The organism is Mycobacterium fragae (assembly GCF_002102185.1).
Taxonomy (GTDB): Bacteria; Actinomycetota; Actinomycetes; order Mycobacteriales; family Mycobacteriaceae; genus Mycobacterium; species Mycobacterium fragae.
Genome location: NZ_LQOW01000031.1, coordinates 321,372 through 336,672 on the forward strand (window position 1 = coordinate 321,372; position 15,301 = coordinate 336,672).

The window sequence follows — 15,301 nt, forward strand, 5'->3', positions numbered from 1 at the left end:
ATCAAGGCCTGACGTTGAGTTCTTCGAACCGGGCGAGGGCTAAATCGCGCTGGTCGGGATCAAAGAACTCCACACGGGTGACACGGTCACCGTCGAGAAGACCGAGCTGGATAAGGGGAATTTCGACTGCCGCACCTTCGGTCGAGGTTCCCTTCACGACCACGTCGACCAATACCCCTGAGGCCGAATGGGCAAGGATCTCGGCGAACTCGGACCGATAATCGGGTACAAGTGACGCTAACGTCCGGATCGAGGACATGTAGTCATCGATCGTCTCGGCGCGTGCATGAGCGAGCTGGCGGTGGCTGACGTAGGCAGCGCCACCGAGGCTGGCGGCGATCGCATCCCAGTCGTGGCTGTTGGAGATTTCATTGACCCGCTGGGCAGCCTCGATGACCTCGGGATGCGCCACCTCTCCTGATGCGATCCAGCGGGCCGTGAGTTCAGCGAACGCGGCATCGATGTCGTCGGGGTCGAAGAGCACCGCATTGCACACGCGGCCATCGGCCATGACTTCGGTGAGCATCAAATGCTCGGCCGTGATCGGCCGATCGACATCCTCCGTGTCGCGATACTTGTCGCGGGTCAGGGCGATGCGAGATCCCCTGATGGCAAAGGGAGTTATCTCCAAACGCCATCCTCTCGGAGCTAGTTCGAAAATCGCGCGTACAACTTCCGGTCGGACCGCGCGTTCATCACGCAGCCCCTTCCGCCTATCCTCATATCGCGCGTCGGCAGCGGTAAGGGCCAGAAGGCTATCCACGTCGCGCAAATTGATGGCATCGGCTTGGCGCTCGCGAGCCCGGGTGGCGGCATTCTCTAGTAGAGGAGCTGGCCGATCAAGCTCGTCGAACCGTGCGAGCGCGGCGTCGAGGTCTGCTTCGTCAAACATCTCGCACCGGTTGACCAGATCGCCGTCGACGGTCAGAAGGACGATCTCTCGCCACCTGGCGTCGAAGCCCTCTTGCGAGGTTCCACGCATTGTGTGCGTGACGACCGCTCCAAGGTTGCTCAGCCGATGCACAACCTCGATGTGGCCCTTGATATCCGACGCGACGTCAACGGTGGCACGGATGTACTCGGCCATCTCGGCGGGCGCAAAAGCTATGCCGCGCCGGTGGTCGATGGTCACCCAATCCGGCGTCGTCGGGGGTACTTCGTGCCGGTTGAGCGCGGCGTACCCGCTGGCGATGACCGACCACGTGCGCGCGTGCGCGGCGGCTTCGCCGGCGAGGTAGCGGGCGCCGAGTTCCTCGAAGGCGGCGTCGATGTCGTCGGGATCGAACGTGACGATCGCAGCGATCCGCTCGTCGGCGTCGAGCTCGACGCTGCTGAGCGCTTCAGTGTGGAACCCCCCAGCCACCTCGTCGCTGGCCGACCATCGGACACGACTGAGGAGGAGGCGCTCCCCGCGGATCGCGATGTCCTCTGACGTTAATACCTCGACCCCGAGGTCGGCGGTGGTCCGCATTTCCGCGATGTTGGATTCGCGACCGCGTCGGAGCCCAGCACCTACCGCGCGACGGCGGTCGTCGTTGTAGTAGCCGTCGGCCAGGACCTCGGTGATCGCGTCCCAGTCGCGGGCCGCGAAGTGTGCCAGGAAGCGCTCGGCGACTTGACTTGCCCTGTTTCGTAGCCGTCGTGTCTGTGTGTGCAGTTCGTCAAATCGGCCGAGCGCGGTGTCGAGATCTGTCTCATCGAAGACTTCGCAGCGGGTTAGCAGGTCGCCCTCGACAGTCAGAAGTTGGATCACTCGCCACTCGGCGTCGAGGCCTTCTAGCGAGCTCCCAAACACGGTATAGGTGGCGACTGCGCCAAAACCGCTGAGCCGATGCACCGCTTCGATCTTGATGCTGGCGTCAGGAGTGAGATCTAAAATGACGCGGAGAGTTTCGGGCAGATCAGTCTCGCCGATCGTGACGAGCGGTCTGTGGTCGATGAAGACCAAGTCCGCCGGGGGGAGTTCGTGCCGGTTGAATGCATCGCAGCTCTGGGCGATAACCGACCATGTGTGCGAGTGGGCGGCCGCTTCGTCGGCGAGATAGCGGGCGTCGAGTTCCTCGAAGGCAGCGTCGATTTCGTTGGGGTCGAACAGGACGTGCGCTGTGATCCGCCCCTCGATGTCGATTTCGGCGATGCCTAGCATCTCGACGTCGAACTCCCCGTGCCGGAGGTCGCGGCTCGCAGAACAGATGCGGGAGAGGGCGAGCCGCTCGCCACGGGTCGCAATCACGGTCGACGTTATCGACCGCCCCTCGTCCAGGGCTCGCATGTTTTCTATGACGACGTCGCGACCGTCCCAGAACCCGGCATTCACTACGCGACGGCGATCGTCGATAAAACTGGCATCAGCCAGGATCTCGGCTATTGCTGGCCAGTTGCGGGTCCCGAAATAGGCAAAGAAGCGGTCCTCTGCTTGGCTTGCCGCGTTTTCCAGCCGCCGCGTCTGTCGTTGCAGTTCGTCAAATCGGCCGAGCGCGGCGTCGAGATCTGTCTCGTCGAAGATTTCGCAGCGGTCGATCCGATCGCCGTCGAGAGTCAGAAGCAGGATCATTCGCCATTCTGCATCGAAGCCTTCTGGCGAGCTCCCACACGCCGTATAGGTGGCGAGCGCTCCGAGACTGCTGAGCCGATGCACCGCCTCGATGTAGATGCTGAGATTTGGTGTGACGTCCCAAATGGCGCGCATGGCTGTTGGCGGATCAGTCGCGTCGATCACGGCGAGCCGCCGGTGATCGATGGTGGCCCAGTCCGCCGTCGGGAGTTCGTGCCGGTTGAACGCGGCGCATTCCCGTGTGAGGACCGACCATGTTTGTGAATATGCGGCCGCTTCGCCGGCGAGGTACCGCGCGTCGAGCTCCGCGAAGGCAGCATCGAGGTCATTGGGGTCGAACGCGATTTGCGCCGCGATCTGCTCATCGCCGTCGATTTCAGCCACGATGAGTTTCTCGCTGGTGAAGTCCCCGTGCCCCGGATCGCGGTTCACGGAACAGATACGAGTGAGGGCGAGGCGCTCGCCGCGGGTGGCAATCACGGCCAACGTTATGTCCGCCCCGGCCTCCAGGGCTCGCAACATCGCTATCACGGCCTCGCGACCGTCCCAGAACCCGACACTCACCATGCGACAGCGATCGTCGACAAAACTGTTGTCCGACAGGATCTCGGCTAGCGCCGTCCAGTCGCGGGCTCCGAAGTAGGCAAAGTAGCGGTCATGTGCCCGGCTTGCTGCATTCTCCAGCCGACGCGTCTGTCGTTGGAGCTCGTCGAAGCGGGCGAGGGCAGCGTCGAGGTCGGACTCGTCGAACATCTCGCAGCGGCTGACCAACTCGCCTTCGACCATGAACAGATCGATCAAGCGCCACTCGGCGTCGAAGTCCTCGGGCGAAACGCCACGCGCAGTGTGAGTGACCACCGCTCCCAGGTCGCTCAGCCGGTGCACGGCCTCCCAGTAAATGCCGATTTCCGGCGTCAGCTCCCAAACAGCACGTATGGATGCAGGCAGATCGGTCGACTCGATCGTTACGAGCGGCCGATGGTCGACGTAGTTAAGGTCAGGCGTTGTTGCCGGAAGTCGGTGTCGGTTGACCGAGGCGCAGATGCCCGAGATAACGGACCATGTGTGCGCATGGGCGGCCGCTTCGCCGGCGAGGTATCGGGCGTCGAGTTCGGCGAAGGCGGCGTCGATGTCATCGAGGTCGAACGTAACGAACGCTTGTATCAGCTCGCCGGTATCGATCTCGACGAGGCAGAGTGCCTCGGTGTGGAACATCTCAGGCGCCTGGTCACTCGGCGACCACCGGAAACGACCGAGGAAGAGGCGCCGTCCTCGGGTCGCGATCAGCCCCAAGTTCTCGAGCCCGAAGTTAGCAGTGGCGTGCAGGTTTTCGATGAAGACATCGCGGCCATCCCAGAGCCCGGCATTAACCGCACGACGGCGATCGTCGAGGTAACTGTCGTCGGCCAGGATCTTCTCGATTGCCGCCCAGTCGCGGGCCGCGAAATACGCAAAGAAGCTCTCGTACAGTCGGCTTGCCGCGTTTTCCAGCCGCCGCGCTTGCGGATGGAGTTCCTCGAAGTGGGCGAGCGCGGCCTCGACGTCTGTTTCGTCGAACATCTCCGACCGATTGATCAGATCGCCTTCGACCGTGAGGACATGGATCGTTCGCCACTCGGCGTCAAAGCCATCTCGCGAGGTCCCCTGCATCGCATGCGTTATCACCGCTCCGAGATTGCTCAGCCGATGCACGGACTCGACGTAAATCTTGGTGTCCGGGACGACGTCCCAGGTGGCACGGAGATATTCCTCGAGTTCACCCGGCCCGAACGCGCTCCCTCGCCGGTGGTCGATGTTCACCCGATCCGGCGTCGACGCGGGAAGCTCGTTGCGGTTGGCTGCGGCGTAGGCGCGGGTGATGACCGACCACGTGTGCGCATGGGCGGCGGCTTCGCCAGCGAGATACCGAGCGTCGAGTTCCTCGAAAGCGGCGTCGAGGTCGTCGATATCAAACAGCACCGCAACCACAATGCGCTCGTCGGCGTCGGTCCCGACGACGCGGAGTACCGGGTTGAAGAACGCCCCAGGCTGCTGGTCGGGGCCCGATAACCGGACACGATGCAGCGCGAGGCGCTCGCCGCGGGTAGCGATGACAGTCGGCGTGACATTCGTGAGCCCGAGTTCGGCTGTCACCCGCAGATTTTCCATCTCGGCATCGCGGCCGCGGCGGATCCCATGGCCCACGAGACGACGTCCGCTCTCGTCGACGATGTCGTGGGCTATTGTCTCGGCCACGGCGGTCCAGTCGCGGCGCATGAAGTGCTTCCACATGCGCGCGTACGTTCGGCTTGCCGCGTTTTCCAATCGCGTTGCGGGCCTGCTGAGTTCGTCGAAGCGGGCAAGCGCAGCGTCCAGGTCTGCTTCGTCGAACATCTCGGCGCGGTTGATCAGGCCGTGGTCGACGGTCGCCAAACCGACCAACCGCCACTCCGCATCGAACCCTTGCTGCGAAGTTCCGTGTGCCGCCTCGGTGACGACTGCGCCGAGGCTATTCAGCCGATGTACAGCCTCGATGTAGACCCTGCTGTCAGGCGCGTCGTCCCATATGGCACGGGTGTACGCGGACATTTCACCGGGCGCGAACGCTGCCGCGCGTCGGTGGTCGATGTTCACCCAGTCCGGCGTTGTTGGAAGCATTTCGCGCCGGTTGAAGGCGGCGGAGGTACCCGCAATGAGTGACCACGTCCGCGCGTAAGCAGCGGCTTCGCCGGCGAGGTACCGGGCGTCGAGTTCCTGGAAGGCAGCGTCGATGTCGTCATGGTCGAACATGACGCGCGCCACGATTTGGTTGTCGGCATTGATCTCGACGATGCCGAGCGCCTCTGTGTGGAATGCCTCGGGGCGCTGGTCTGCGCCCGACCATTGGGCACGCGCGAGCACCAAGCGCCCGCCGCGGATGGCAATGACGTCAGACGTGATGTTCTCAACGCCAACGTCGGCCCAAGCCCGCAGATTTTCGATGTCGGCATCCCGACCGTGTCGAACACCGGCGCCCACCACGCGACGACGGTCGTCACTGGAAAAGTCATCGGCCAGCATCTCCGCCATGGCTTCCCAGTTGCGCGCCGCGAATTGCGCCTGGAAGCGCTCGGCCACCCGGCTTGCCGCATTCTCCAATTTCCGCGCCCGCAGGTGCAGTTCGTCGAACCTAGCCAGCGCGGTGTCGATATGTGCCTCGTCGAAGACTTCGCAGTCACTGATCAGGTCACCTTTGACCATGAAAATATCGACCATCCGCCACTCGGCGTCGACGCCCTCTGGCGAGGTCCCTTTTAGCGAATGCGTGACGACGGCTCCAAATTCGCACAGTCGATGCACGGCCTCGATGTAGATGCTGGCATCCGGGGTGAGGTCCCAGACGGCACGAATAGCACCGGCCAGATCAGCAGCATCCGTCGTTAGAAGCGGTCGATGTTCGATGGCAACCGAACCCGGTGTCGTCGCGGGAACCTCGTGCTTGTTGAACCGGGCGTATGCCCGTGCAATCGCGGACCACGTTCGCGAGTGGGCGGCCGCTTCGCCCTCCAGATATCGTGCCTCGAGTTCTTCGAATGCGGCGTCGATGTTGTCGGTGTCGAACGCGACGTAAGCCGCCATCCGGTTGTCGGAGTTGATCTCGACGACGCCGAGTTCCTCCGTGAGGATCGCCTCGGGCCGCTGGTCTTGGCCCGAGGAACGGGTGCGAACGAGGGCGAGGCGTGTGCCGCGGGTGGCAATGACTGTCGACGAGAAAGTCGCGACCCCCACTTGGGCGATCGCTCGAAGGTTCGCCATTTGGGCATCTCGACCGCGTAGGACCCCAGCATTCACCACATGCCGGCGATCATCGTGAGAAACGTTCTCGGCCAGTATTGCTGCGATAGCGTCCCAGTCGCGGGCTCCGAAGTATGCAAAGAAGCGCGCGGCCACTTGGCTTGCGGCGTTTTCCAATCGCGGTGCGGGCCTGCTTAATTCGTCGAAGCGGGCGAGCGCGGCGTCGAGATCTGCCTCGTCGAAGAGTTCGCTGCGCTTGATCAGGTCGCCATCGAACGCCAGCAAGGCGATCTCCCGCCATTCGCCGGCGAAGTCTTCTTGCGAGGTGGCAGAAACCGCTTGGGTTACCACCGCGCCGAGGTTGCTCAGCCGATGGACGCGTTCGATGAAAAACCTGACCTGCGATGTCAGATCCCACGCGGCGCGAAGGGAAGGCACGAAGTCGCTCGCTTCAATTGCCACGAGTTTCCGATGGTCGATGTTGACGCAGTCCGGCGTCGCCGGGGGAAGTTCGCGCCGGTTGAGCGCGGCGTAGCCGTCCTTGACGAGGGACCACGTGTGCGCGTGGGCGGCCGCTTCACCGGCCAGATACCGCGCGTCGAGTTCCTCGAAGGCTGCGTCGAGATTGTCGAGGTCGAACGTGACGCCCGCCACTAGCTGGTCGCGGGCGTTGATTTCTGCGACACCGAGTACCTCCGTGACGAACGCCGCGGACTCTTGGTCGGGACCAAAGAATCCCATGCGCATGAGGACGAGCCGCGCGCCGCGGGTCGCAATGGCGGTCGATGTGATGTTGCTGCCTCTGACGTCGGCGATGGCCTGCATGTCCGCCACCGCGACGTTTCGACCGTGTTGGGCTCCAGCGCCCACCACCGGACGCCGATCGTCACCGAAATAGTCGTCGGCCAGCATCTCCGCCATGGCTTTCCAGTTGCGCGCCGCAAATTGCGCCTGGAAGCGCTCGGCCACTTGGCTTGCCGCGTTTTCCAGTCGCGGTGCGGTTCTGCTCAGTTCGTCGAAGCGCGCGAGCGCGGCGTCGAGGTCCGCCTCATCAAAGACCTCACAGCGACTGATCCGGTCGCCCTCGACCATCAAGAGGTCAATCGCCCGCCACTCGGCGTCGAAGCCCTCTTGCGAGGACCCCTTGCCGTTATGGGTGATCACCACTCCGGAATCGGTAAGCCGGTGCACCGCCTCGATGTGGATGCTGAGGTCTGGCGTCAGGTCCCAAATCGTGCGGATGCCCGGGGCAATGTTGCTGGGCTCGAACGGTGAACCTCGTCGGTGGTCGATAGTGACCCAGTCCGCCGCAAGGACTTCGTGCCTGTTGAACGCGGCGAAGGAGGATGCGATGACCGACCACGTTCGCGCGTGGGCGGCCGCTTCGCCAGCGAGATACCGGGCGTCGAGTTCGGCGAAGGCGGCGTCGATGTCATCGAACTCAAACATGAAGCGCGCCACGATCTTTTCATCGGTGTCGATCTCGACGATGTTGAGCAACTCGCTATGAAACGACTCGGGCCTTTGGTTTCCGCCCGGAAGGCGCACACGGTGGAGGGCCAGCCGCTCTCCGCGGGTCGCAATGACAGATTGCGTAGCGGGTGGGATGTCGCGGTCGGCGGCGGCCCGCATGTCAGCAATTTGGAGATCTCGACCCTGCCGGACCCCTATGCCGACAACTCGACGGCGATCGTCCAGGAAGGTGTCGTCGGCCAGTATCTCCGCCATGGCGTCCCAGTCGCAGGCACGCAAACACGCGCCGTAGCGGTCGTCCACTCGGCTTGCGGCGTTTTCCAGACGTGGTGCCGGTCTGCTCAGTTCGTCGAACCTCGCGAGCGCGGTGTCAAGATCTGCCTCGTCGAATAGCTCGCAACGGCTGAGCATGTCGCCTTCGACCGTCACAAAAGCGACTTCTCGCCACTCGGCGTCGAAGCCGTCTTGCGAGCTTCCATGCACCGTTTGCATGATGACGGCGCCGATGTCGTTCAGCCGATGCACCGCTTCGATACGGGCTTGCGGCGTGAGGTCCCAAGTGGCGTGGATGTATGGGATCAAGTCGCCGGGCGCGAACCCTCTGGCTCGGCGATGGTCGATACTCACTAAATCAGGTGTCATAGCCGGGAGTTCGTGACTGTTGAACGCGGCGTAGGTGCGCACGATGGCCGCAAATGTGTGTGCGTAGGCAGCTGCTTCGCCGGCGATGTATCGGGCGTCGAGCTCAGCGAAGGCAGCGTCGATATCGTCGGCGTCGAAGGTGACGATCGCTGCGATCTGATTGCGCGAGTTGACTTCGGCGATGCCCAGCACGCCCGTGCGGAACTTTTCAGGCCCTGGCTCGCGGGTCGAGACGCGCACAAGAGCGAGGCGCTCCCCACGGGTTGCGATGACGACGGACGTCACCTCCCCAGCCAACCCCGCGTCCGTGGCCGCGCGCGACGCCGCGAGCTCCGCTTCTCGGCCGCGTCGCATTCCTGCGCTCACGACGTGCCGGCGATCGTCGGTCACGATATCGTCGGCCAATATCTTCGCGAGCGCATTCCAGCCGCGGGCGACGAAGTGCGTCACGTAGCGCTCGGCGGCTTGGCTTGCAGCGTTCTCCAGCCGGGGTCCTGGGCGGCTGAGCTCATCAAACCTCGCGAGCGCAGCATTCAGGTCTGACTCATCGAACAGCTCACAGCGGCTGAGTAGGTCGCCTTCGACCGTGATAAGGAAGACTTCCCGCCACTCGGCGTCGAAGCCCTCTTGCGAGCTTCCACGCGTCACATGGGTTACGACCGCTCCGAGATTGTTCAGCCGATGCACAGCCTCGATGTAGATACCGCCGTCTTGTACGAGATCCCAGGTGGCAACGACATATGCGATCAGGTCACCGGGCGCAAACTTTGTCCCCCGGCGATGGTCGATGCTCGCGAAGTCCGGTGTCACTTCAGGAATCTCACGTCGATTGAGCGCGGCGTATGCACCCGTGACGACCGACCACGTGTGCGCATGGGCGGCTGCTTCGCCGGCGAGATATCGGACGTCGAGCTCGGCGAAGGCGGCTTCAACGTCGTCGAAGTCGAATACGACGATCGCCGCGATCTGATTATGCGAGTTGACTTCGGCGATGCCCAGCACCTGGTTAGTGAACTCGTCGGACCCGTTGTCGCCGCCCGAGGTGTGGGCCCGACCGAGGACGAGGCGCTCGCCGCGGGTCGCGATGACGACCGACGTCATGGATGTGATCCCAACGTCGGCGGCCGCCCGCAAGTTTGCGATCTCGGCATCTCGGCCATGTCGGATGCCGGCGTTTAAGACACGACGACGATCGTCGGTACAAATGTCGTCGGCCATCACCTCCGCGAGGGCATCCCAATTGCGGGCTACGAAGTGCGCGAAATAACGCTCGAAAGCTTGGCTTGCCGCGTTTTTCAGCCGGGGTGCTGGCCGGCTGAGCTCATCGAGCCTCGCGAGCGCAGCGTCCAGATCGGCCTCATTGAACAGCTCACAGCGGCTGATCAGGTCGCCTTCGGCGGTGAGAAGGAAGACATCCCGCCACTCGGCATCGAAGCCTCCTTCGGAGATCCCTTGTGCCACATGGGTGACGACCGCGCCCGTGTTGCTGAGCCGATGAATAGCCTCGATGTAGATCTTGGTGTCTGGCGAGTCGTTCCAGGCTGCTTCGATGTAGGCGATGATGTCGCCGGGTGCGAAAGCTGCTCCGCGACGGTGGTCAATGCTCACCACGTCGGGTGTTGTCGCGAGGAACTCGCGCCGGTTGAACGCGGCATAAACACCCGACACGAGCGACCACGTGTGTGCGTGGGCGGCGGCTTCTCCCGCACGGTAGTGAGCGTCGAGTTCGGCGATGGCGGCCTCGAAGTCTTCTAGGTCAAACTCGATGTGTGCGGTTATCCGGTTGTCGGCATCGATTTCGACCACGTCGAGCAGCTCGGATTCGTCCGCCTCGGATTGCTGCTTTTTCCCGCAGAAGCGGCCATGAACAAGCGCGAGGCGCTCGCCGCGGGTCGCAATGACAGTCGGCGTTATCTGCAGGTCGAACTCGGCGCTCAGACGTAGGTCGTTGAGTACCACATTGCGGCCTTGTCGGACACCGGAATTCACCACATGCCGGCGGTCGTCGATCGACATGTTGTCGGCCAGGATCTCTGTTAGGGCATCCCAGTCGCGGGCCATGAAATAGGTCAAATAGCGCTCGTTCAGTTTGCTTGCTGCGTTTTTGAGCCGCCGTTCCTTTGGCTGCGGTTCTCCGGCGCGCTTGTACATAGCGTCGAGTTCTGCGATCGCGGCGTCCATGTCTTCGAGGTCGAACCACACCTGCAGTGCGAATCGCCCCTCCTCGTCGATGCGGTATACCTGGAGAAATTCGTCTTGTGGTGCCCCAGGGCCCACGTCGGGAGTGCTCAGCACCACTCGAGCGAGAGCCAGGCGCTCGCCCCGCACGGCGATAACGACGTGGCTGAGTCGCATAGCGCCGGACTCAAGATCGCGCCTCGTCTGACGTACTACCTCCTCCGATTGGAAGTCGGTCTGCTTGAAGCCAACAATCTTCCGGCGACTCTCGATGGAGGCCTCGGGTGCGGACAGCCGCTCGAATTCGTCCCAGTCCTCGCGATCAAGAGCGGCCATCACGCGTTCGCTCACTCTGGCGGCGGCCGTGTCAAACTTGGCGCTCGGCGGTTCGGTTTGCGCTGGAACAGTACGCTGCTCCTTCTCGAACCGGACGTGCGTGGCGTCGAGTTCGGCCATCGCGGCGCCCATGTCTTCGACGTCGAACCACACCACCAGCGCGATTCGGCCTTCCTCGTCGAGGCCGACTACTTGGAGCATTTCGTCTTGAGGCGCCCCGGAACTCACATCCGCGGTGCCTATCTCCAGTCGGGTGAGGGCAAGACGTTCGCCACGCACGGCGACGGCCGCGTGTTGATAGCGCACCATGCCGTTGTCCAGAAAACCCCTCATCTTCTGGGGCCACTGGCTCGATGGGAGGTCGATCCGTGCGAAGCCGACAATCTTCCGACGGCTCTCGAAGGACACGTATGGGACAAACAGCTGTATTACTTCGTCCCAGGCCTCGCGATGGACGGCATCGATCAACCGGTCGCCTACTTGCACGCAAGCATTGGTCAGTTCGACGGGCGCGGGTTCGGGTTGGGGTGGTTGCGGACGGTCTGCGGCGCCGAGAACGCGGCGCGCACTCTCAGCAAGCGCCGCAGCGCCTTTCCGTTCGTACAAGTCGACGGCGCGTTCGGCGGCGGCCCGCGCGCCGGTGGAATCGCCAGCAGCACCCAAAACTGTTGCCAGCGTGAGACATGCGTCGCCATGGTCGACCAACGCGTCGGTTCGCTCCGCCATAGCGACAGCGGCCTCGGCAACGCGCCGGGCCTCATCGTGCTCGCCCCGGCGAGCCAGCAACAGTGCACGAAGCGTGCGCCAGGCGATCGACGCCTTCAGCGCGTGGCCAGCGAGACTCTCACTTTCCGAACACAATTCGTCGGCCTCGGCGTCCCGGTCGAGCGCAAGGCAAGCCCGACCCAACAACGCGGCGGTCTCGGCAGTGCAGACATCGATGCGCATGCGGCGAAAACCGTTGTACGCCTTACGCAGATGCGGCTCAGCCGCAGCAGGATCGTCGACGACGAGCTCGACAATCCCGGCAAATTGTTCGACCTCGAGCAGCGCGTGGCGCAAGCCGAGCTCGGTGACCGTGCGCCGCGCCGAGTCGATCATCCGCCGGGCCGCGGCGGCACGTCCACGGAACGCTTCCAGCACGGCCTGACACCGCGTCGACGTCGCTTCGACAGCGGGGGAGTCCGTCGTGATTCGCAGCAGCCGTACCACGTCGAGGCATCGCCCGCCCGCACGCGGAACGGGGTTGGGACCCCAGAGCGCCGCAAGCGGGGCACCGGCCAGAACCGCGTTCACCCGGCTGTATTCACGCGCACGTCGCGCCGCGGTCAGAGCATCGTCCAGCGCGATTTCGCAGTCACCGATTCTGCCCAGGCGTGCAAGGCACGCGGCGCGGACGGTGTGCGCCTGGGCTTCTCCGGCCGCGTCGTCTAGTTCGGCCAGTTTGGCGGCGGCCGCGCCCACTGCGGCCTCCACCTCGTCCAACCGCTCAGGGTGGATCAGCATCGAGAGCTGCCCGTCGAAGCACGTCGCCCACGCCGCCAGACGCGCCGAATCGACCGTCGCTTCTTGCAATTGCGCGACCGCACCCGCTGCCGAAGTCACGTCACCCGCAGCCAGCAGCGCCTCGCAGCGCGCGACCAGCAGCTCGGCGGCCTGCTCGTCGCGGTCGGGCAGCTCGTCATCAATCTCCTCCAGCGCGTGTACGGCACGGTCGTAAAGATCGGCAGCCCCTTCGTAGGCGAGACGTGCCATCGCCTGATCCGCGGCACGGTGGCAGTACTCGACGGCCTTGACGGCGTTTCCCGCCCAAGCGCATTCGAAGTAGTGGTGCGCCAGCTCGGCCAGCAGCTCATCGTCGGCACCGGCCTCGGTTTCCAGAGTCGCGGCGATGCGCTGGTGCAACCGCATGCGTCGCACAGAAGCCAGCTCGGCGAGCAGCGACTGTCGGACAATTGCATGGTTGAACCGGTACCGGCCGCCGTGCTCTTCGATGACGATGCCGGCCTTGCACGCCTCGTCGAACGCGTCGACAAGGTCTTGGTCGAGCACGCGCTCCACCAGGTCTACCGCAAAGCGGCTGCCCACGACCGCGGCGGCGGCAAGCGCCTTGTTGGTCTCCGCCGGAAGGCGAGATAGCCTGCGGCTCACGGCTTCTCGCACTCCCTGCGGCAGCGTGCTCGGATCCCACACTCCGCCGCTCTCGTCGACGTGGCGCAATGCCTCGATGAGGAAGAACGGGTTGCCCCCGGTGACCGAAGCCAATGCACGGGCGAGCTCTTCGTCGTCGTAGCCGGCTTCAGCGACGTAGGTGGTGACGTCGTCCTCGTCGAGGCCGCTCAGGCTTATGCGGTTCGCGGTCCCGTCTCGATGAAGGTCGGCGAGCATCGCCGCGAGCGGGTGGGACCGGTCGAGGTCGGTGCTGCGATATGTCCCGACAATCTGCACTCGGGCGTGGTCGCCGAAGCGCAGCAGATGCCGCAACAAGAGCAGCGTTGGCTTGGCCGCCCAGTGCAGGTCGTCGAGAATCAGTACGACGGGCGCGCTCGTGGAGGCGACTTCCAACAGGGCGACGACGGCGTCGAACAGTGCATAGCGCTCGGTTTCGGGGTCTGCGCGGGGCGGCGCCGCCAGGTCCGGCAGGACATCGGTCAGCCCGGGAACCAGCGGAAGTAACGCTTCGACGCCGCGCAGTCCCCGCAGCCGCTCGGCACCGAGGCACGGCATGAGCGAACGTAGAGCCTCCGCGAACGGCTGATACGGCGCGCCGAGGTCCTCGTCGCAACGACCGTACAAAACCACGGCTCCTAGCTCATAGGCCTGGCGGGACCATTCGCCGGCCAACCGTGTCTTGCCCACCCCCGGTTCGCCGGCGATCAGCACCGCGCGCATGCCACCGTCGAGCGCAGTACGCCAGGTCGACAAAAGCCGCTCCAGCTCGCTCGCGCGCCCGACGAACGGTCCGGGGCCCGACAGCACAGCGGGGAGGCCGGGCCGCACCATCGGTGCATCGGTTTCGTGCGTCCGAGCCAGTTCCTCGGCGCTTTCCAGGCGCAACTCGAACACGTGCTCCGGGCGGGCCAGGTTGCGCAGCTGGCGCATCCCCAAGTCCTTGAGCATGACGTCGTCAGGCAGTGAGTCGATGACGAGTTCGGCGGTCGCACCCGAGCAGAGGATCTGCCCGCCCGCGGCCAGCGAGCGCAGGCGCGCGGCGCGGTTGACCGCGCGGCCGAAATAATCGCCGTCGCGCAGCTCGACCTCGCCGGTGTGCAGTGCGATGCGGATACGCATGGGCTCCTGCAACGCCCAAGGCTCATGACCGATCGCATCCTGCAGCTCGATCGCGGCCGCGGCGGCCGCAGACGGCCGTTCGAAGACCGAGAACGTCGCATCGCCCTCACCGCGAGTCTTGATCAGCCGTCCTCCACGCGACGTGACCACCTGCTCGACCAGCTCGTCGTGACGCGCGAGCGCCACCGCCATGGCGTCGGCGTCCGCCTCCCACGCGGCAGTCGAACCCTCGATGTCGGTGAGCAGGAACGTCACCGCGCGCGTCACCGCCGAAACATTCTGTGCCACCGGAATATCCAACGAGGCATCCTGCGCGACGACGGCGGCCTCGAGCCGCCGAAGCTCCGGACCGGGGTCGACGCCCAACTCCTCGGCCAGCAGCGAACGGGCCCGCTGATAAGCGCCAAGGGCTTCCCCTTGCCTGCCCGCGCGGTAGAGGGCGAGCATCAGTTGGCCCCAACGCCTCTCGCGCAGCGGCGCCTCGGCTACCGCGGCCTCGAGCTCGCCGACGATCTCGGCGGCGCGGCCCGTCGCGAGCAGCGCATCGGCTCGATCTTCTAGAAGCGCGGCATGGCCCTCGATCCAGCGTGTCTTCTCGGATAGCCCACGCTGGCCGTCGGGGAGTTCGGGGATTCCGCGCCAGAGCGCCAAGGCTTCCTCGAAACGGGCCACCGCTCCGCTGATGTCGCCCGCCGCCCCGGCGTCGCGGCCCATTCTCGCGGCCCGTTTGTAGCGCGAGGCATCAACCTCGGCGGCGGCGAGGGTCCAGCCCGCTCCTTCGGTCAACACGAAGCCGTCGCCCAGAGTGCGCCGCAGTGAGGAGATATGGGTCTGCAGGGCCTTGTTGGCAGTGCGCGGCGGGTCGTCGCCCCAGAGCAATTCGATCAGTGTGCCGGCCGACACGACCGAACCGCTGTGCAGCCCCAGCATCGTGAGGATGGCGCGCGGTTTGGCGCCCGGGATGGTGACGGGCGTACCGTCCTGCCGGACCTGGAGAGGACCTAAAACCCCCAGCTCCACCGATGGAAGCCTACTCACGTCGCAATCGTCCGGGGGACGTTTCAACAGGCGGTC

The 15,301-nt window shown here is 64.5% G+C and carries 1 protein-coding gene; it reads right to left on the reverse strand.

What is annotated here, in order from left to right; all coding sequences use genetic code 11:
• Position 1 precedes the first annotated feature (1 nt).
• Positions 2–15,247 (reverse strand): BTAD domain-containing putative transcriptional regulator, encoded by a 15,246-nt coding sequence (locus AWC06_RS19915; RefSeq protein WP_085199705.1) that lies wholly within the window; start codon positions 15,245–15,247, stop codon positions 2–4.
• Positions 15,248–15,301 lie beyond the last annotated feature (54 nt).